The sequence below is a fragment of the Ectopseudomonas khazarica genome, from assembly GCF_004521985.1.
Lineage (GTDB): Bacteria > Pseudomonadota > Gammaproteobacteria > Pseudomonadales > Pseudomonadaceae > Aquipseudomonas > Aquipseudomonas khazarica.
In genome coordinates, this window is sequence record NZ_SBHZ01000018.1 from 81554 (window position 1) to 99060 (window position 17507).

Consider the following 17507-nt stretch of genomic DNA (forward strand, 5'->3'; position numbering starts at 1 on the left):
AGGAGGCGGCCATCGGCCGCAGCCGGCGCCCGCTACAGCGACTGCATCAGCTTGCGCACACCGGCCACGTGGCGGCGGCTGACCACCAGCGAATCACCGTCGAGCCCCTTGAGGTAGAGCTGGAAGTGTCCCAGCGGGGTGCGCTGCAGGCGCTCGATGCGCTCGCGGGCAACCAGTGCATTGCGGTGGATGCGCACGAAGCGGTCACCGAATTCGTCTTCCAGCGCCTTGAGCGGCTCGTCCAGCAGCACCTCGCCGCCCTCGTGGCGCAGCGTCACGTACTTGTGATCGGCGATGAAATAGACCACGTCATCCAGCGGGATCAGCTCGATGCCTTTGCGTGTGCGGGCACTGATATGGGTGCGCGGGCCGCCACCGGTTTCCGCTGCGGGGCGGGTCAGCGCCGCCAGTTGCACGCGGTTGGGCCGCTCCGCCTTCTTCAAGGCTTCGCTGAGATTCTCGGCGCGCACCGGTTTCACCAGGTAGCCGACGGCACTGACCTGGAACGCCTCCAGGGCGAACTCGTCATGGGCCGTGCAGAAGATCACCGCTGGCGGCGCTTCGCGCTCGCACAGCCTGGCGGCCACCTGCAGGCCATCGAGGCCGGGCATGCGGATATCGAGCAGGACCACGTCCGGCTTCAGGCTATCGATCAGGGTCAGGGCTTCCTCACCGTTGCTCGCGGTGGGCTCCAGGACCCGATAACCCTCGAGCTCACCGACCATGCGGCTGAGGCGCTCGCGGGCAAGGGGTTCGTCATCGACGATCAGGACATTCATATTGCTCTGGCTTCCTGCGTGAGTCTCGCACAAGGATAGCGTAGACAGCTGTAATGACGGCCGTCACGGCGCTCCACGCTGAGACTCGCGCGCGACCCAAAAAGTGCCGCTAGACGCGCATCGATATTGCTCAGCGCCTGATGCGTTCCCCGTGACGGTTGCTGCTCGCCCCGCTCTTCATACGGATTGCTGACACACAAGCTGAACACACCATCCTGGTAATCCGCCTCGACCCGCACCAGCCCGCCTTCGATTCGCGGCTGGATGCCATAGATCAGCGCATTCTCCAACAGAGGCTGCAGGGTCAGCTGGGGAATCGGCAGATCCTCCGGCACGCCTTCGACCTCCCACTGCAACTGTAGACGCTCGCCGAGCCGATAGTGCTCGATCGACAGATATCGTTTTGCCAGTTCCAGTTCCTCCTTCCACGACACCAGGCTGCCGGGCTTGGCCAGACTGGCGCGAAACAGATCGGACAGATCCAGCACCGCCTGCTCGGCCTTGTGCGGATCGAGCGTGACCAGGCTGGCGATGCTGTTGAGGCTGTTGAACAGGAAGTGCGGACGGATCCGCGCCTGCAAGGACTCGATGCGGGCGCGCAACTCGGCCTGTTCCTGACGACGCCATTGGCTCTGCAGATAGAAATAGCGTAGCAGCAGTGCGGACATGATCAGGCTGATCAGGGCATGACGCAGGTACAGGTTCACCTCGCCATTGCGTGGCAGCGGTCCGCCCAGGTCGTAATAGTCGGCGACCGCCGTGCAGCTGAGGGTCAGCAGCACCACCAGCATGCAGCACAGGCTGCCCGCCAGCGCCGGGCGCAGGCGCGCCAGCAGCGGCCGCAGGCGGCACATGACGGCGGCCGACAGCAGGACGATCCACTGCACGAACAGCGAGGTCAGCGCCAGGCGTACCCAGTCGAAGCCCGGCGTCATGGGTTCGGCCAGCACCAGGACCAGTACCAGCAGCTCGGCCAGCAGCACCATGCTCAGCAGCGCTTCCGGCTGGCACAGTTCGGGGACGAAGAAGTCGTCGACCGTGGCGTTGTGATTGTTCTTGGCAAACGATTGAGTGTGCATCGACGCAGTTTCCGTGTCGCCTCGCGGGCCGGCAAGACGGGCGGCTCCAGCCGGGCAAAATAAAGCACCGAAATGCCGTCTTCGGAACAAATTTGTGAAGCAGCCGACACCGCCGCTTCCTCGCCAAAGACGAACGTGGCCCGGCGAAACGCGCGCCGACCCTGTTATTATCGACGGACTTTGTCCGCCATGCTGGCCGTCGAAAACGGCTTGCCCGATCCAGAGCCCGAACCATGAGCAGCGAAAAAACCAACCAATCCTGGGGCGGCCGCTTCAGCGAGCCCGTCGACGCCTTCGTCGCCCGTTTCACCGCCTCGGTCGAATTCGACAAGCGCCTCTATCGCCACGACATCATGGGCTCCGTCGCCCACGCCACGATGCTGGCCAAGGTCGGCGTGCTCAGCGCCGACGAGCGTGACGCCATCATCGACGGCCTCAAGCAGATCCAGGCCGAGATCGAAGCGGGTCAGTTCGACTGGCGCGTCGACCTGGAAGACGTGCACATGAACATCGAGGCGCGCCTGACCGATCGCATCGGCGTGACCGGCAAGAAGCTGCACACCGGCCGTTCGCGCAACGATCAGGTGGCCACCGATATCCGCCTGTGGCTGCGTGACGAAATCGACAGCATCCTGGCCGAGATCACCCGCCTGCAGCAGGGCCTGCTGGGCCTGGCCGAAGCCGAAGCGGACACCATCATGCCCGGGTTCACCCACCTGCAGACCGCCCAGCCGGTAACCTTCGGCCACCATCTGCTGGCCTGGTTCGAGATGCTTTCGCGCGACTACGAGCGCCTGGTCGACTGCCGCAAGCGCACCAACCGCATGCCGCTGGGCAGCGCCGCACTGGCCGGCACCACCTACCCGATCGCCCGCGAGATCACCGCCGAGCTGCTGGGCTTCGACGCCGTGGGCGGCAACTCGCTGGACGGCGTATCCGATCGCGACTTCGCCATCGAATTCTGCGCCGCCGCGTCGCTGGCGATGATGCACCTGTCGCGCTTCTCCGAAGAGCTGGTGCTGTGGACCTCCGCGCAATTCCAGTTCATCGACCTGCCGGATCGCTTCTGCACCGGTTCCTCGATCATGCCGCAGAAGAAGAACCCGGACGTCCCCGAGCTGGTGCGCGGCAAGACCGGCCGCGTGTTCGGTGCCCTGACCGGCCTGCTGACCCTGATGAAGGGCCAGCCGCTGGCCTACAACAAGGACAACCAGGAAGACAAGGAACCGCTGTTCGATGCCGCCGACACGCTGCGTGACAGCCTGCGCGCCTTCGCCGACATGGTCCCGGCGATCAAGCCGAAGAAGGACATGATGCGCGAAGCGGCGCTGCGCGGTTTCTCCACCGCCACCGACCTGGCCGACTACCTGGTACGCAAGGGCCTGCCGTTCCGTGACTGCCACGAGATCGTCGGCCACGCCGTGAAATACGGTGTGCAGACCGGCAAGGACCTGGCCGAAATGAGCCTGGACGAGCTGCGCCAGTTCAGCGACCAGATCGGCGACGATGTATTCGCCGTCCTGACCCTGGAAGGCTCGGTCGGCGCCCGCGACCATATCGGCGGCACCGCACCGAACCAGGTACGCGCTGCCGTGGTACGTGGCCGGGAACTGCTGGCGAACCGATGACTGCCCCCGGCCGCCGAATTTCGGTGGTGGGTTGTTCGGGCGCCGGGAAGACCACGCTTTCCCGGCGCCTGGCTCGGCACCTGGGCTATCGCCACGTCGAACTCGACGCGCTGTACCACCAGCCCGACTGGCAGCCGCTCCCCGACGAGGAATTTCAGCGGGCCACGCACGAGGCGCTGCAAGGTGACGGCTGGGTGGTCGAAGGCAACTACTCGCTTGTGCGCCCGCAGGTGCGCGAACGCTCGGACATGGTGATCTGGCTGGACCTGCCCCGGCGCGAGGTGATGCGCCAGGTGATCTGGCGTACCCTGCGCCGCCTGGCAACGCGAGAAACTCTGTGGAATGGCAACCGCGAGCGCTGGAGCAACCTGTTCAAGCTGAACCCGCGCGCCTCCATCCTGGCCTGGGCCTGGACCCGCCATCCCGTCTACCGCCAGCGCTATGCCGAGGAAATGCGCAACGCACCGCCGTCGTGTCAGTATCTGCGCCTGGACTCCCGCCAGGCCATCAACCGCTTCCTGGCGAGTCTGCCGCCAGCCGAAGACCGCCCCTGAGAGTATTCGCCATGCCCCTGACCATCCGCCCCGCCACCCCTGACGACGCCGAGCTGATCCTGCGTTTCATCACCGACCTGGCCATCTACGAGAAGGCCGAGCAGGAGGTGAAGACCGATGCCGCCGGCATCCGCGACAGCCTGTTCGCCGAGGGCAGCACCGCCCATGGTCTGATCTGCGAGAACGCCGGCCAGCCGATCGGCTATGCCGTGTACTTCTTCAACTACTCCACCTGGCTGGGCAAGCATGGCCTGTACCTGGAAGACCTCTACGTCAGCCCCGAGGCCCGTGGCCTGGGCGCCGGCAAGGCCTTGCTGCGCCACCTCGCGCAGCTGGCCGTGGCACGCGACTGCGGTCGTTTCGAATGGTCGGTGCTGGACTGGAACACCCCGGCCATCGATTTCTACGAATCCTTCGGCGCCCGTCCGCAGAGCGAATGGACCACTTATCGCCTGACCGGCCAGGCCCTGCTGGATTTCGCCGCCGGCTGACGGCAGCCCGCTGGCCGCGTCCCGCCCCCTGACCTATGGTGATTACATCTCCCGCCACCGAGTGCAGAGCATCATGCGTACCCTACTCGCCTTGATCAGCGTCCTCGCCCCTGCACTGTCCCCGGCGAGCCCCATTCCCATTCCGGCCGATGCATCCTGGCACATGCAGCTCGACGGCAAGCTGCAGACGCCGGATCGGCAGGTCTATGACATCGACCTGTACGACACGCCGACGCAGACCATCACCGCACTCAAGGGTGGTGGTCGCATCGTGATCTGCTACTTCAGCGCCGGCACCTGGGAAGACTGGCGCAGCGATGCCGCCAGCTATCCGCAGGAAGCCCTCGGCAACGAGCTGGCGGACTGGCCGGGCGAACGCTGGCTGGACCATCGCCGCGACGACGTGCGCCAGCTGCTGGCCAAGCGCCTGGACCTGGCCGCGGCCAAGGGCTGCGACGGCGTCGACCCGGACAACGTGGATGGCTACAGCAACGACAACGGTCTCGACCTGACCGAAGAGCAGCAGATCGACTTCAATCGCTGGCTGGCCGAACAGGCGCGCAGTCGCAACATGAACGTCGGGCTGAAGAATGCCGTGGAGCTGCTTCCCGTGCTCGGCGAGCATTTCGACTTCGCCATCAACGAGAGCTGCTACCGCTACAAGGAGTGCGACGGCTACGACCACATGCGCAGCCAGGGCAAGGCCATCTTCATCGCCGAGTACCGCACCTTCAACGACAACCTTTGCAGCAAGGCCGCCACCTCGGGTTTCCGCCTGCAATACTTCAAGCGCAGCCTCAAGACCGTCGGCATACCCTGCGACTGAGCCTGCCCACCCACACCAAGAGGCACCATGAGCGACAACATCGAGCAAGAAGACGAAGCCTTCGCCGAGGCCACGCTGGTCCAGGCCATCGAGAACCAGCTGGAGAACGGTGAGCCGGCGGCCGCCCAGGCGGTCTACAACAAGCTGACCCTGGTCGGCTACGAGCGCGAGGAGATTCTCGAGCTCATGGCCCTGGTGCTCGCCCATGAAGTCGACGCCATGCTGCGTGACGACCGCCCCTTCGATGGCGCCTGGTACGAGCAGGCCCTGCGCGCCCTGCCGACGCTGCCGGAAGAAAACTGAAGGCGGATTGATCCAGGCCACTGGTTGGGTTGGCAGGTAGATTGCTACTTTCACAGCCATTCCCGACCAGAAAGGCGCGCCCCGCGATGGTCTGCTCCTTGCCACGACTCGTCACCCTGCTTGTCCTGTCGCTCTGGCTGAGCGCCAGCGGCATCGCGCGCGCCGAAGTGGTGCGTATCGGCGCCGAAGATGACTGGTACCCCTACACCGCCTGGCGCGACGGCAAGATCGAGGGCATGTCCGCTGACATCGTCCGCGCCGCGTTCGCGGTCAGCGAGACGCCTATCGAACTGATGCCCTACCCCTACTCGCGCTGCATGGAGCTGACCCGCACCGGCGCCCTGCCCGCCTGCTTCAACACCACGCCGGACCCCGGCATCCGCGCCGCCTACCTGCTGCCACAGCAGGCGCTGTTCAGCGACAACATCCTGCTCTGGGGCCCCGTCGGAGAGGCGCCCGTCGAGGACCTGTCGGCGCTGGTCGGCAAGCGCGTGGCCGTCACCATCGGCTACACCTACGGCGAGCACTTCGACAGTTACCCGGGCATCCGCCGCATCGCGGTGCGACGCGACATCAATGGCTTCCTGATGCTGCAGCGTGGCCGGGTGGACTATGTCATCGCCTTTCGCGGCACCACCCAGGCACTGCTGCGAGAGCGTCCGGAACTGGCCGGGCAGTTCGCGGCCCTGGCGACCGTCCATCGCCCGCAGCTGTACCTGACCTTCTCGCGCCACAACGCCCAGGCCGCCAGCCTGCTGCAGCGATTCGACGAGGGCATGCTGCGCATCAGGCAGGACGGCACCTACCAGCGCATCCTGGAGAAATGGCAACTGGCCGACGGGCAGACCGGGCCGCAGGGCTCTACACTGCACGAACGCCATAACAACAAGACGGAGTCACCATGAAGTCATTCGACGCTGACCTGATCGACGAACTGGAAATCCTCGCCCTGTACAATCTGGACAATCACCAGGAAGGACTCAAGGTGCACAACAACGCTTCATTCAAGGCGCAGGGGGCGATCACCCGCCTGCATGAGAAAGGCCTGGTCAGCCAGGCCGATGGCGGCTACCTGACCAGCCTCGGCATCGACGCCGCCGAACACGCCCAAGCCCTGCTCACCATCCTCGCGAAGCGCCAGACGACCGCGGCCTGAGACGCACCCCGGCAGTCTCGCGGGTAGCCTGCTGCGCCCCACGACACGCCCCTCAGCTGGACCTGCCCGCCGGCCGCCCTCAAGAGGCATGCCCGGCGGGCGATATAGCGTCACAGGCACTGCACTGGCGAGCACGCCGCTGATAGGCTTGCACCATCTCCAGTAGAGTTCGAGCATGACGCGCACGCAGGAAATCCGCCCCGACATCGACGATGGCATCGACCGCAAGGTGCTGGCACAGCTGCGCGCGCGCTTCCTGCGGATCAACCAGGGCCGCCTGCAGCGCGCCATGGAAGCCCTGTCGACGCGCCAGCAACTGGTGCTCAAGCTGCTGCCGCTGCTGCTGCACGTCAATCACCCGCTGTTACCCGGCTATGTCTCGGCCAGCACGCCTGCCGGCCTGAGCGGCTTCGAGCCGGATGACGGCAGCCTGGCCGAAGTCCAGCGCCTGACCCGCTCCTTCGTCTACAAACCACGCCGTGGCCAGGGCTCAGCGCCGCTGCATGGCCTGTTCCTGATGGGCAGCCTGGGCACCGTGGCCCAGGCCGAACAGAGTGACATGGACCTGTGGCTGTGTCACGCGCCGAACCTGACGGCGCAGCAGCTGCAGGAACTGCGCAGGAAATGCGACCAGCTGGAGAGCTGGGCCGCCACCCAGGGCGCCGAGGTGCATGTCTTTCTGGTCGACCCGCAGCGCTTCACCCAGGGCGACCGCGAAGCGCAGCTGACCTCCGACGACTGCGGCACCACGCAGCATTACCTGCTGCTCGACGAGTTCTACCGCACGGCGATCTGGCTCGGTGGGCGCACGCCGATCTGGTGGCTGGTGCCGGTGTACGAGGAAGCGCGCTACCACGACTACTGCCGCACGCTGCTGAACAAGCGCTTCGTCCGCGCCGAGGACGTGCTCGACCTCGGCCACCTGGCTCGCATCCCGCCGGAGGAGTTCATCGGCGCTGGCATGTGGCAGCTGTTCAAGGGCATCGAGTCGCCCTACAAGTCCGCGCTCAAGCTGTTGCTCACCGAGGTCTACGCCAGCGAGCACCCGCAGGTCGAATGCCTGGCGCTGCGTTTCAAGCAGGCGGTCTTCGAGGGACGCCTGGACCTGGACGAGCTCGACCCGTACATCGTCGTCTATCGGCGCCTGGAGGAATACCTGATCGCCCGGGCCGATCAGGAGCGCCTCGAACTGATCCGCCGCTGCCTGTACCTCAAGGTGAACAAGAAGATCAGCCGCCCGCCCACCCGTGGCCGCGCCAAGAGCTGGCAACGCCTGCTGCTCGAACGCCTCACCGGCGAATGGGGCTGGCAGACGCGCCAGCTCGCGGTGCTCGACAGCCGCAGCCAGTGGAAGGTGCGCCAGGTCGCCGCCGAGCGCCGCGTCCTGGTCAACGAGCTGACCTACAGCTATCGCTTCCTCTCGCAGTTCGCGCGCAGCGCGCAGGCGGGCAGCTCACTCAACAACCGCGACCTCAACGTGCTGGGGCGGCGCCTCTACGCCGCCTTCGAACGCAAGGCCGGCAAGGTCGAGTTCATCAACCCCGGCATCGCCCCGGATCTGGCAGAAGACACCCTGACGCTGGTGCAGCATTCCACGGCCGAGGCGCCGAACGAGCATCAGTGGGCGCTGTTCCCCGGCAGCCTGAACGCCCAGGAATGGCCCGACTTCGCCCCGCTGAAGCGCTCCCGGGAGCTGATCGAACTGCTCGCCTGGTGCCATCGCAACAGTGTGATCGACAGCAGCACACGGCTGTCCCTGCACCCGGGCAGCAGCGACCTGAGCGACTTCGAGCTGTCCAACCTGATCGGCAGCCTGCAGCAGGCCTTCCCCCTGCCCCTGCCTGGCGTCGAGGAGCTGGCCCTGCTGCGCGCCAGCGTGCCCAGCCAGGTCCTGCTGCTGGTCAACGTCGGCGTCGACCCCTTGCCCCAGCACAGCCAGATGAACGTGCACATGACCTCAGGCCGCACCGACGCACTGGGCTACTCCGGAGTGCGCGAGAACCTGGTGCTGACCCTCGATCAGGTGGTGCTCAACAGCTGGAACGAACTGCAGGTCAGCCGCTATGACGGCAGCGACGCCCTGCTCGACTGCCTGCGCGACCTGCTCAACAGCCTGCCCACGGGCGGCCCGCAGCCCAGGGTGCAGGTGCGCTGCTACTGCCGCAACCGTGCGCCGGCGATTGCCGAACGCGTCGAAGAGCTGCTCAACGACCTGCTCGCCACCTACGCCGAAGGGCGCCAGTCGCGCTATCTGGTACAGATTCGCCAGCACTATCACGTGCTCCAGCTGACCCCCGGGCAGGTCAGCCATGCCGCGCTGGGCGACCTGCCGGCGCTGCTGGACCACCTGGGCAGCGAGCAGGCGCGCTACAGCCCCCTGCACCTGGACCGCCACGCCCTCGACGGCGACGACCTGGCGCTGATCCTGCCGATGGGACGGCCGCAGTGCATCCAGCTGTTCTATCGCCTGCACGAAAGCAACGGCGAAGCCGAGCTGACCCTGCTCGACGAGCACAACGCGCTATGGCGCAGGCGCCTGCCGTTCCGCGACGAACAGAGCCTGCTGACGCCCCTGCAACGCTTCCTGCAGTCGTTGCTGTATCGGCGCAACGCCATGCTGCCGCTGGATGGCAGCGACAACCCGGCGCCGCTGGAGATGCTCTACTACGAGCTGCTGCCGGCGGCGCCGCTGCGCGCCCAGCGCCTCGAGCGCCGGACGGCCCCCGAGTCGCAGGTCAGCCACCCGTTCTACGACGTGCAGGCCATCGTCGAGCCCGGTGACGGGCGCCAGCACCATGTCACGCTGTACTGCAACCACCGCGAGTTCTCCGAGTTGGAGTACGGGCGCGAGCTGTACCGCGCCGTCGCCCAGCACATCCTCGCGCAACGCGCCGGTGGCGAGCGCTACCCCTGCTACATCACCGACCTCGACCTGTCCGCCGTGCTGGCCGGCCAGCAGGCGCAGACCGTGCATTACCTGCGCTACAAGAGCGAGTTGGAAGACGCCCTGAACGCCGCCCTGCAGCAGGCCTAGTCGCGCATCGGCGCCTGTGGGTGGTTCAAGGCGTAGAGGTAGCAGCCAGCCATGCTGTGATTGTCGGCGACCCCGCCATAGCTGGCGGTAAAGGTCACCGGCAGACCGAGGTGCTGGTACAGCCAGCGGTCGCTGTCCGCCGGCGGCACCTCGGGGACCAGGTCACTGTCGTTGACCAGGCGATAGGTCGGTACCCCCAGCCCGTTGTAGTAGCTGGCGAAGGCCGGGGACGCCAGGCGCGGACTGGCGAAGTTGTAGTGCTGCAACGGCCGCGACGGCCAGCGTTCGCGCAGGTCCGCCACGGCCAGACTGCTCAGGGCGCAGCCCAGGCTGTGCCCGCACACCCAGAGCAGCCCCTGTGACTGCAGATCATCCAGCGCCAGCAGAGCCTGATCGCGCAGCGACGCATAGAGCTTGAGGAAGCCGTCGTGAACCAGGCCGGCGCCGGCCTGCCAGGGGTAGTCGCACTGGTCCAGGTCGAGGTCGTCGAGCCAGTCCTGCACCGACTCGGTACCGCGAAACACCAGGTAACAATCACCCTGCGGATCACGCGCAGCAAAACCGAACGGCTCCGACTCGTTGAACAGGTGCCACTCGCTGAGCACGCTCCAGATCGGCGCTGACAGCGTCCAGCCCTCGAGTTGCGGCGCCTGCCAGTGAAAGTGCTGCGGCTTGCGCGGGCGCTGCTGCGCCAACCACTGCTCGTACTGATCGTAGGCAGTCATCACCAGCTCGGCGCAGAGCAGGGCGCGCGAGAGCTGGTAGGTAGGCGGGAAATACAGGGGCAGGCTGGACATGGCGAGGCCTCCTTGCCGTTAGCGAGAAACCTCACTCTAGACCAGCCAGGGCGGAGCGTCAGCGATCGTATTCGCCAGCCGCTTCGGGTTGATACTCGACCGCCAGCAGGGTCAGCTTGAGTACCTTGCCACCCGGCGCCGGCCAGTCGATATGCTGACCGGCGGACAAGCCGAGCAACGCGCTGCCAACGGGCGCGAGAATGCTGACCTTGCCCTCGCCGCCGGCATCCTCCGGGTAGACCAGGGTCAGGTGATAGTCCTTGCCGCTGCTCTCCTCGCGGCAATGCACCCGCGAATTCATGGTCACCACGCCTGCCGGCACTTCGTCGTGCCCCACCACTTCGGCACGATCCAGCTCGGCCTGCAACGCAGCAGCGCCAGGCCCGAACTCGTCCAGACTGTCGAGCAAACGCTCCAGACGCTGCAGATCGAGGCGGGTAACGGTGATGGTAGGTGTGCTGTTCATGATGCCGGGCGGTCTCCTTACGTAGGCCATAAAAAAGCAAAACCCCGCCCGAAGGCGGGGTTTAAGCTGACTGTCTGGTCGACCCTAACACAGCCGGGCAAATAAACAAGAGTGCCAGGTCAACGGGCCTGTCGACGCTGTTGCAGGCGTTGCTCGGCTGCCTGGCAGATCAGCCTGCGCCTGGCATTGTCGGCCGTTCCCCAGTCGAGAATTTCCTGCAGGGTGCGGCCACAGCCCAGGCACTGGTCATGCTCGTCGAGGCAGCACTGGCGCCGACACGGCGACTGCGGCGGCCGCTCCGTGGGCTCAGAGCTCATCGAACTCCAGCTCGGTGCCCGACTGCTCGAGCGTGATGCGTACCAGCATCTCGCCGAGCTGCTCGTCGCTGGTGTCGCAGATCCAGCGCCCGTCAGCCTCGTCGTAGTCGAAGTGGAAACCACCGGAACGCGCCGCCAGCCACAGCTGACGAATCGGCTCCTGGCGACTGAAGATCAGCTGGCTGCCGTTATCGAAGCGCACGGTCAGCACGCCGCCGCTGTTCTCCAGATCGACGTCCAGGCCGCTGTCGTCGAAGATGTCTTCCACCGCCTGCTGGGTGGCATCGACCAGGTCGTGAAAGCGGGCTTCGCTCAGGCTCATCGGGGTATCCTCACAAGGTGCAGCACGTGCAAAAAATAGGCGAAAACCTCAGGCCGCAACAGCCAGCCTAGGCGCAAAGGTGGCGACGGTACTCGCCCGGACTCTGTCCCGTCCAGCGGCGAAACGCTCGCGCCAGCGAACCCGGCTCGCTGAAGCCGACCAGAAAGGCGACCTCGGCCAGTTCCAGCGCCGGATCTCGCAGGTAATGCAGCACCAGCTGCTGCCGCGTCTCGTCGACCAGTTGGCTGAACGATAGCCCGCCTTCGCGCAGGCGCCGCTGCAGGGTCCTCGGGCTCAGCGCCAGGGCAGCGGCGATGCCCTCGAGATCCGGCCCGCGTTCGGGCAACTGACGCGCCAGTTCGACCCGCGCGCGGTCGAGCACGCTGTTGCCCTGGTTGAGTTCGCTCAGCAGGCGATCGGCATAGGCGTCGAGCATCCCGCGCACCTGCGCGTCAGCCTGGCCCAGGGGCACGGCGAGCAGGCGCTTGGGAAAGACCAGCGCGTTGTCGGCCTGATCGAACAGCACCGGGCAACGAAAGATGCGCTCATGCTCGCGGGTATCGGCCGGCGCCGAATGCTGGAAACGGACCTCGGTCGGGGCGATGTCCAGGCCGCTGATCCAGCGCCCGAAGCTGACCCAGCCGGCCAGGGTCTCCTCGCTCAGCTGACGCTGCTGTTGCGCCAGCAGGGGCTGCCAGCTGTGTGCGACCAGCGGTTCGCAGCCCGCTCGCGGCGGCTCGTCCTCGAGCAGCACCAGGCCCAGATTACCCACCAGCGAGGCGTAGCGCGCCTGCCGGTGCAGGGCATCGGCAAGGGTCGCGCAGCTCATGATCAGGTAGCCGAGCACGCCGTAGTAGCCGGGGCGCACCGACTCCCCCAGATGCAGGCCCAGGCAGGGGTCATCGCTCAGCCGCATGCCCTCGCCCAGCAGGGTGAGATAGGCACTGGCGGCGATACGCTGATCGCGCTGGTTGAGCGCCTCCGGACCGAGCTGGGCATGCGCGAGCAGGACCTCGGGGGCGATGCCCAGGCGCTGCAGGTGTTCGACCAGACCTTGCAGGTAGGCCACGGAGACCGAGCCGGCCAGAATTGCGGGATTGTCCATCGAGCCTCCTCGTTACTTGGCGCATGCTAACCCACGCGGCCGCGAAAGCCCTCCAGACCGGCGCCAGGCGGGCAGGCCGATTGGGCCAGCGCCCCGCCAGGCGGGCGCCTGGCGCATAGGCAAGGTGGCGGGGGGTCGGTATACTCCGGCGCAATTCACGCTTATTTTCAAGGACTGCCCCATGAAGCGACTGACCCTCGCGCTCCTCGCCGCCGTTTGCCTGCTGGCCGGCTGCGGTCAGAAAGGCCCGCTGTACCTGCCGGGCGACGACAACGCCGGTAACAGCCGAGACCGTTTCGAACTCTGACAGGAGCCTGCCATGGAAGCCTTCAACTACCGCGACGGTGAGCTGTTCGCGGAAGGCGTCGCCTTGTCCGCGCTGGCCCAGCGCTTCGGCACGCCCACCTACGTCTACTCGCGCGCCCACATCGAAGGGCAGTACCGCGCCTATGCCGACGCCCTGAGCGGCATGCCGCACCTGGTCTGCTTCGCGGTCAAGGCCAACTCCAACATCGGCGTGCTGAACGTGCTGGCCCGCCTTGGCGCCGGCTTCGACATCGTCTCCAGCGGCGAGCTGGAGCGTGTACTGGCCGCCGGTGGCGACCCCAGCCGCATCGTCTTCTCCGGCGTCGGCAAGAGCCGTGACGACATGCGTCGCGCCCTGGAAGTCGGCGTGCACTGCTTCAACGTCGAGTCCAGCGTCGAGCTGGAGCGCCTGCAGAAGGTCGCCGCCGAGCTGGACGTCAAGGCGCCGGTTTCGCTGCGGGTCAACCCGGACGTGGACGCCGGTACCCACCCGTACATTTCCACCGGCCTCAAGGAAAACAAGTTCGGCATCGACATCGAGCAGGCCGAGGCGGTCTACGCCCGTGCTGCCGAGCTGCCGAACCTGGAAGTGATCGGCGTCGATTGCCACATCGGCTCGCAGCTGACCACCCTCGAACCCTTCCTCGACGCCCTGGACCGCCTGCTGCTGCTGGTCGACAGACTGGCCGCACGCGGCATCACCATCAGGCACCTGGACCTCGGGGGCGGCCTCGGCGTGCAGTATCGCGACGAACAGCCACCGCTGGCCGGCGACTACATCGCCGCCGTGCGCAAGCGTCTGACAGGGCGTGACCTGTCGCTGGTGTTCGAGCCGGGTCGCTTCATCGTGGCCAACGCCGGCGTGCTGCTGACCCAGGTCGAGTACCTCAAGCACACCGAGCACAAGGACTTCGCCATCATCGACGCGGCGATGAACGACCTGATCCGCCCGGCGCTGTACCAGGCCTGGATGGATGTGTCGGCAGTGCAGCCACGCGCAGGCGAGGCGCGCAACTACGACCTGGTCGGGCCGATCTGCGAGACCGGCGACTTCCTCGCCAAGGACCGCCAGCTTGTGCTGGCCGAGGGCGACCTGCTGGCCGTGCGCTCGGCAGGTGCCTATGGCTTCGTCATGAGCTCCAACTACAACACCCGCGGCCGTGCCGCCGAGGTGCTGGTGGATGGCGAGCAGGCATTCGAAGTGCGCCGCCGCGAAACCGTCCAAGAGCTCTACGCCGGCGAAAGCCTGCTGCCGGCCTGAGGGCGACGCCATGCTATTGCGCTTTACCAAGATGCACGGCCTGGGCAATGACTTCATGGTCCTCGACCTGATCAGCCAGCACGCCCACGTGCAACCCAAGCATGCCAAGCAGTGGGGCGATCGCCACACCGGCGTCGGTTTCGACCAGTTGCTGATCGTCGAGCCGCCGAGCCATCCGGACGTCGACTTTCGCTACCGCATCTTCAACGCCGACGGCTCCGAGGTGGAGCAGTGCGGCAACGGTGCGCGCTGCTTCGCCCGCTTCGTGCTGGACAAGCGCCTGACCACCAAGAAGGTCATTCGCGTCGAGACCAAGAGCGGCGTGATCGAGCTGCGCGTGCAGAACGACGGCCAGGTCTGCGTGAACATGGGCGCACCGCGCCTGCAGCCCGAGCAGGTGCCCTTCCAGGCCGAGCAGGCCGCGCTCAGCTATCGCGTCGATGTCGACGGCCAGAGCGTCGAGCTGGCGGCCCTGTCGATGGGCAACCCGCACGCCGTGCTGCGCGTCGACAGCGTCGACGATGCTCCGGTGCACGCACTCGGGCCGAAGCTGGAACACCATGCGCGCTTCCCGCAGCGGGTCAACGTCGGCTTCCTGCAGGTGCAGAACCGCAGGCAGGCACGCCTGCGCGTGTGGGAGCGCGGCGCGGGTGAGACCCAGGCCTGCGGCACCGGCGCCTGCGCCGCAGCGGTCGCGGCCATTCGCCAGGGCTGGATGGATTCGCCCGTGCAACTGGAACTGCCAGGCGGCAAACTGTCCATCGAATGGGCAGGCGAAGGTCAGCCGGTTATGATGACCGGACCCGCTGCCCGCGTATACGAAGGACAGGTTCGCCTATGACCGACCAGCAGGATTCGCCCAAACCGCTCGACTCGGAAACGGTCGCCGCCTACCTGCGCCTGCACCCGGAGTTCTTCATCGACCATGAAGAACTGATTCCCGAACTGCGCATTCCGCACCAGCCCGGCAACGCCGTGTCGCTGGTGGAGCGCCAGGTCAAGCTGCTGCGCGAGCGCAACATCGAGATGCGCCACCGCCTCGGCCAGCTGATGGACGTGGCCCGCGACAACGATCGCCTGTTCGACAAGACCCGCCGTCTGGTGCTCGACCTGCTCGATGCCGGCAGCCTGGAAGAAGTGGTCGGCATCGTCGAAGACAGCCTGCGCCACGAGTTCCAGGTGCCGTTCGTGGGCCTGATCCTGTTCAGCGACAACAAGCTGCCGGTGGGCCGCTCGGTCAGCTCGGCCGAGGCGCATCAGCAGATCGGCGGCCTGCTCAGCGGCGGCAAGACCATCTGCGGTGTGCTGCGCCCGCATGAACTGGAGTTCCTCTTCGGCAAGGAGGACGCGGCCCAGGTCGGCTCCGCCGCCGTGGTCGGCCTCACCCACCAGGGCCTGCATGGCGTGCTGGCCATCGGCAGTGCCGATCCACAGCACTACAAGAGTTCGCTGGGCACCCTGTTCCTGGGCTACATCGCCGAAGTCCTGGCGCGCGTGCTGCCCAGCTTCTCGACGCCGCTGCGCTCGGTCCGCTAGAAGCAGCCATAAGCCGCACGCTTCAAGCTGCACGAGACAGGCAGACCGAACGCTTTCACTTGGAGCTTGCAGCTTGAAGCTTGAAGCCCACCTCGACGCCTACCTCGAACACCTGCGCCGCGAGCGCCAGGTGTCGGTGCACACCCTCGACGGCTATCGTCGCGACCTCGGCAAGCTGCAGGCCTTCTGTGAAGCCGAGGGCCTGCACGCCTGGAGCGAGCTGGACACGCGCAACCTGCGTCGCCTGATCGCCCGCCTGCATCAGCAGGGGCTCTCCAGCCGCAGCCTGGCGCGCCTGCTCTCGGCCACACGCGGCCTCTATCAGTACCTGCTGCGCGAAGGCCTGTGTCGCCATGACCCGGCCACCGGCCTGAGCCCGCCCAAGCGCGAACGGCGCCTGCCACGCACCCTGGACGCCGACCGCAGTGCACAGCTGCTCGACGGCGCGGTGGAGGACGATTTCATCGCCCGCCGCGACCAGGCGATGCTCGAACTGTTCTATTCCTCCGGCCTGCGCCTGTCCGAGCTGGTCGGCCTCGATCTCGACGGTCTCGACCTGAAGGCCGGCCTGGTGCGCGTACGCGGCAAGGGCAACAAGGTGCGTGAGCTGCCAGTGGGCAGCCTGGCACGCCAGGCACTGGAGCAGTGGCTGGCACTGCGCGCGCTGGCCAGGCCGAGCGACGGCGCGGTCTTCATCAGCCAGCAGGGGCGTCGTCTCGGCGCGCGCGCGGTGCAGCTGCGGGTCCGCCAGGCCGGCGTCCGCGAGCTGGGCCAGCACCTGCACCCGCACATGCTGCGTCACAGCTTCGCCAGCCACATGCTGGAGTCCTCGCAGGACCTGCGTGCGGTGCAGGAGCTGCTGGGCCATGCCGACATCGCCACCACGCAGATCTACACCCATCTGGACTTCCAGCACCTGGCCAGCGTCTACGACCAGGCCCATCCACGCGCCAAGCGCAAAGGCGGTTGCGAATGAGCATTGAACTGATCACTTTCGACCTCGACGACACCCTGTGGGACGTCACGCCGGTCATGCAGGACGCCGAGGCGGCCCTGCGCAACTGGCTGGCCCTGCACGCGCCACGCCTCGGCGCAGTGCCGGTCGAACACCTGTGGGCGGTGCGCAGCCGCCTGCTCGATGCCGAGCCGATGCTCAGGCACCGCCTCAGCGAGCTGCGCCGGCGCATCCTGTTCCACGCGCTGGAAGATGCCGGCTACGCTCACGGCGAGGCGCAGACGCTGGCCGAGGCCGGCTTTCAGGTCTTTCTCAGTGCGCGTCACCAGGTCGAGCTGTTCACCGATGTGCATCCGACCCTGGAGGCACTGGCCGAGCGCTTCCGTCTCGCGGTGATCACCAACGGCAATGCCGACGTGCGCCGCCTCGGCCTGTCCGAGTACTTCCAGTTCGCGCTCTGCGCCGAGGAGCTGGGGGTCGGCAAGCCCGACCCGAAACCCTTCCTCGAAGCCCTCGGGCGGGCCGGCGTGGCTGCCGAGCGCGCGGTGCACATCGGCGATCACCCGAGCGACGATATCGCCGGGGCCAAGGC

At 66.6% G+C, this 17507-nt stretch carries 21 protein-coding genes; 14 read left to right on the plus strand and 7 right to left on the minus strand.

Annotated elements, in window-relative coordinates:
• Positions 1 to 32: 32 nt before the first annotated feature.
• A complete protein-coding gene (locus tag EPK82_RS20710; protein ID WP_037052808.1) occupies positions 33 to 779 on the minus strand; it encodes a LytR/AlgR family response regulator transcription factor in 747 nt (248 codons plus the stop codon).
• The gene (locus tag EPK82_RS20715) at positions 776 to 1858 is read right to left on the minus strand and encodes a sensor histidine kinase (RefSeq protein WP_037052805.1); all 1083 of its coding nucleotides are present in this window, start codon (positions 1856 to 1858) and stop codon (positions 776 to 778) included. Before EPK82_RS20715 ends, EPK82_RS20710 begins: the two co-directional genes overlap by 4 nt.
• A gap of 233 nt (positions 1859 to 2091) precedes the next feature.
• Between EPK82_RS20715 and argH the strand changes: the two genes are divergently transcribed.
• The 8 genes from argH (at position 2092) to EPK82_RS20755 (ending at position 9850) form a co-directional block, all read left to right on the plus strand.
• Complete coding sequence (argH, locus tag EPK82_RS20720) at positions 2092 to 3486, plus strand: argininosuccinate lyase (protein WP_037052802.1); 1395 nt, start codon at positions 2092 to 2094, stop codon at positions 3484 to 3486.
• Entirely contained in the window at positions 3483 to 4040 is a 558-nt protein-coding gene (locus EPK82_RS20725; RefSeq protein ID WP_134677867.1) for an AAA family ATPase, read from the plus strand. Before argH ends, EPK82_RS20725 begins: the two co-directional genes overlap by 4 nt.
• A gap of 11 nt (positions 4041 to 4051) precedes the next feature.
• On the plus strand, positions 4052 to 4531 hold the full coding sequence (locus EPK82_RS20730; RefSeq protein ID WP_037052794.1) for a GNAT family N-acetyltransferase: 480 nt from the start codon (positions 4052 to 4054) through the stop codon (positions 4529 to 4531).
• Positions 4532 to 4604: 73 nt separating this feature from the next.
• Complete coding sequence (locus EPK82_RS20735) at positions 4605 to 5357, plus strand: endo alpha-1,4 polygalactosaminidase (RefSeq protein ID WP_206596757.1); 753 nt, start codon at positions 4605 to 4607, stop codon at positions 5355 to 5357.
• Positions 5358 to 5384: 27 nt separating this feature from the next.
• Complete coding sequence (locus EPK82_RS20740; RefSeq protein ID WP_037052791.1) at positions 5385 to 5660, plus strand: hypothetical protein; 276 nt, start codon at positions 5385 to 5387, stop codon at positions 5658 to 5660.
• A 98-nt stretch (positions 5661 to 5758) separates the two neighbouring features.
• A complete protein-coding gene (locus EPK82_RS20745) occupies positions 5759 to 6565 on the plus strand; it encodes a substrate-binding periplasmic protein (protein ID WP_244230067.1) in 807 nt (268 codons plus the stop codon).
• On the plus strand, positions 6562 to 6816 hold the full coding sequence (locus tag EPK82_RS20750) for a TIGR02647 family protein (RefSeq protein ID WP_037052786.1): 255 nt from the start codon (positions 6562 to 6564) through the stop codon (positions 6814 to 6816). Before EPK82_RS20745 ends, EPK82_RS20750 begins: the two co-directional genes overlap by 4 nt.
• A 175-nt stretch (positions 6817 to 6991) precedes the next feature.
• Entirely contained in the window at positions 6992 to 9850 is a 2859-nt protein-coding gene (locus EPK82_RS20755) for a class I adenylate cyclase (RefSeq protein WP_134677869.1), read from the plus strand.
• On the opposite strand, the gene EPK82_RS20760 is transcribed toward EPK82_RS20755, so the two are convergent.
• From EPK82_RS20760 to EPK82_RS20780, 5 genes are all read right to left on the minus strand, one after another.
• Complete coding sequence (locus tag EPK82_RS20760) at positions 9847 to 10647, minus strand: lipase family protein (RefSeq protein WP_134677870.1); 801 nt, start codon at positions 10645 to 10647, stop codon at positions 9847 to 9849. The two genes, EPK82_RS20755 and EPK82_RS20760, sit on opposite strands and share 4 nt — an antisense overlap.
• A 58-nt stretch (positions 10648 to 10705) precedes the next feature.
• Positions 10706 to 11113: a nucleoside diphosphate kinase regulator gene (gene rnk / locus EPK82_RS20765; protein WP_037052780.1), complete on the minus strand. Its 408-nt coding sequence runs from the start codon at positions 11111 to 11113 to the stop codon at positions 10706 to 10708.
• A 119-nt stretch (positions 11114 to 11232) separates the two neighbouring features.
• Positions 11233 to 11430: a DUF1289 domain-containing protein gene (locus EPK82_RS20770; protein ID WP_037052778.1), complete on the minus strand. Its 198-nt coding sequence runs from the start codon at positions 11428 to 11430 to the stop codon at positions 11233 to 11235.
• Positions 11420 to 11752 carry an iron donor protein CyaY gene (gene cyaY, locus EPK82_RS20775; protein WP_037052776.1) on the minus strand — a complete coding sequence of 111 codons (333 nt, stop codon included), beginning with the start codon at positions 11750 to 11752 and terminating at the stop codon, positions 11420 to 11422. The genes EPK82_RS20770 and cyaY overlap by 11 nt, the downstream gene beginning before the upstream one ends.
• Before the next feature lie 67 nt (positions 11753 to 11819).
• Positions 11820 to 12857, minus strand: a complete 1038-nt coding sequence (locus tag EPK82_RS20780; protein WP_037052774.1) for an AraC family transcriptional regulator — start codon at positions 12855 to 12857, stop codon at positions 11820 to 11822.
• A 181-nt stretch (positions 12858 to 13038) separates the two neighbouring features.
• Here EPK82_RS20780 and lptM point away from each other — a divergent pair, with 181 nt between their 5' ends.
• From lptM to EPK82_RS20810, 6 genes are all read left to right on the plus strand, one after another.
• A complete protein-coding gene (gene lptM / locus EPK82_RS20785) occupies positions 13039 to 13164 on the plus strand; it encodes an LPS translocon maturation chaperone LptM (protein ID WP_017361215.1) in 126 nt (41 codons plus the stop codon).
• 12 nt (positions 13165 to 13176) lie between these two features.
• On the plus strand, positions 13177 to 14424 hold the full coding sequence (gene lysA, locus EPK82_RS20790; protein ID WP_134677871.1) for a diaminopimelate decarboxylase: 1248 nt from the start codon (positions 13177 to 13179) through the stop codon (positions 14422 to 14424).
• A gap of 10 nt (positions 14425 to 14434) precedes the next feature.
• Complete coding sequence (gene dapF, locus EPK82_RS20795; RefSeq protein WP_037052768.1) at positions 14435 to 15265, plus strand: diaminopimelate epimerase; 831 nt, start codon at positions 14435 to 14437, stop codon at positions 15263 to 15265.
• Complete coding sequence (locus tag EPK82_RS20800) at positions 15262 to 15960, plus strand: DUF484 family protein (protein WP_134677872.1); 699 nt, start codon at positions 15262 to 15264, stop codon at positions 15958 to 15960. Before dapF ends, EPK82_RS20800 begins: the two co-directional genes overlap by 4 nt.
• 73 nt (positions 15961 to 16033) lie before the next feature.
• On the plus strand, positions 16034 to 16936 hold the full coding sequence (gene xerC / locus EPK82_RS20805) for a tyrosine recombinase XerC (RefSeq protein ID WP_037052762.1): 903 nt from the start codon (positions 16034 to 16036) through the stop codon (positions 16934 to 16936).
• The coding region (locus EPK82_RS20810; RefSeq protein WP_134677873.1) for an HAD family hydrolase at positions 16933 to 17507 on the plus strand (575 nt) is incomplete at its 3' end. The genes xerC and EPK82_RS20810, both read left to right, overlap by 4 nt.

Excerpts from the sequence above, each read along its gene's own strand:
- EPK82_RS20710 (WP_037052808.1), bottom strand. The coding sequence starts at position 779 with ATGAATGTCCTGATCGTCGATGACGAACCCCTTGCCCGCGAGCGCCTC.
- EPK82_RS20715 (WP_037052805.1), bottom strand. The coding sequence starts at position 1,858 with ATGCACACTCAATCGTTTGCCAAGAACAATCACAACGCCACGGTCGAC.
- argH (WP_037052802.1), top strand. The coding sequence starts at position 2,092 with ATGAGCAGCGAAAAAACCAACCAATCCTGGGGCGGCCGCTTCAGCGAG.
- EPK82_RS20725 (WP_134677867.1), top strand. The coding sequence starts at position 3,483 with ATGACTGCCCCCGGCCGCCGAATTTCGGTGGTGGGTTGTTCGGGCGCC.
- EPK82_RS20730 (WP_037052794.1), top strand. The coding sequence starts at position 4,052 with ATGCCCCTGACCATCCGCCCCGCCACCCCTGACGACGCCGAGCTGATC.
- EPK82_RS20735 (WP_206596757.1), top strand. The coding sequence starts at position 4,605 with ATGCGTACCCTACTCGCCTTGATCAGCGTCCTCGCCCCTGCACTGTCC.
- EPK82_RS20740 (WP_037052791.1), top strand. The coding sequence starts at position 5,385 with ATGAGCGACAACATCGAGCAAGAAGACGAAGCCTTCGCCGAGGCCACG.
- EPK82_RS20750 (WP_037052786.1), top strand. The coding sequence starts at position 6,562 with ATGAAGTCATTCGACGCTGACCTGATCGACGAACTGGAAATCCTCGCC.
- EPK82_RS20755 (WP_134677869.1), top strand. The coding sequence starts at position 6,992 with ATGACGCGCACGCAGGAAATCCGCCCCGACATCGACGATGGCATCGAC.
- EPK82_RS20760 (WP_134677870.1), bottom strand. The coding sequence starts at position 10,647 with ATGTCCAGCCTGCCCCTGTATTTCCCGCCTACCTACCAGCTCTCGCGC.
- rnk (WP_037052780.1), bottom strand. The coding sequence starts at position 11,113 with ATGAACAGCACACCTACCATCACCGTTACCCGCCTCGATCTGCAGCGT.
- EPK82_RS20770 (WP_037052778.1), bottom strand. The coding sequence starts at position 11,430 with ATGAGCTCTGAGCCCACGGAGCGGCCGCCGCAGTCGCCGTGTCGGCGC.
- cyaY (WP_037052776.1), bottom strand. The coding sequence starts at position 11,752 with ATGAGCCTGAGCGAAGCCCGCTTTCACGACCTGGTCGATGCCACCCAG.
- EPK82_RS20780 (WP_037052774.1), bottom strand. The coding sequence starts at position 12,857 with ATGGACAATCCCGCAATTCTGGCCGGCTCGGTCTCCGTGGCCTACCTG.
- lptM (WP_017361215.1), top strand. The coding sequence starts at position 13,039 with ATGAAGCGACTGACCCTCGCGCTCCTCGCCGCCGTTTGCCTGCTGGCC.
- lysA (WP_134677871.1), top strand. The coding sequence starts at position 13,177 with ATGGAAGCCTTCAACTACCGCGACGGTGAGCTGTTCGCGGAAGGCGTC.
- dapF (WP_037052768.1), top strand. The coding sequence starts at position 14,435 with ATGCTATTGCGCTTTACCAAGATGCACGGCCTGGGCAATGACTTCATG.
- EPK82_RS20800 (WP_134677872.1), top strand. The coding sequence starts at position 15,262 with ATGACCGACCAGCAGGATTCGCCCAAACCGCTCGACTCGGAAACGGTC.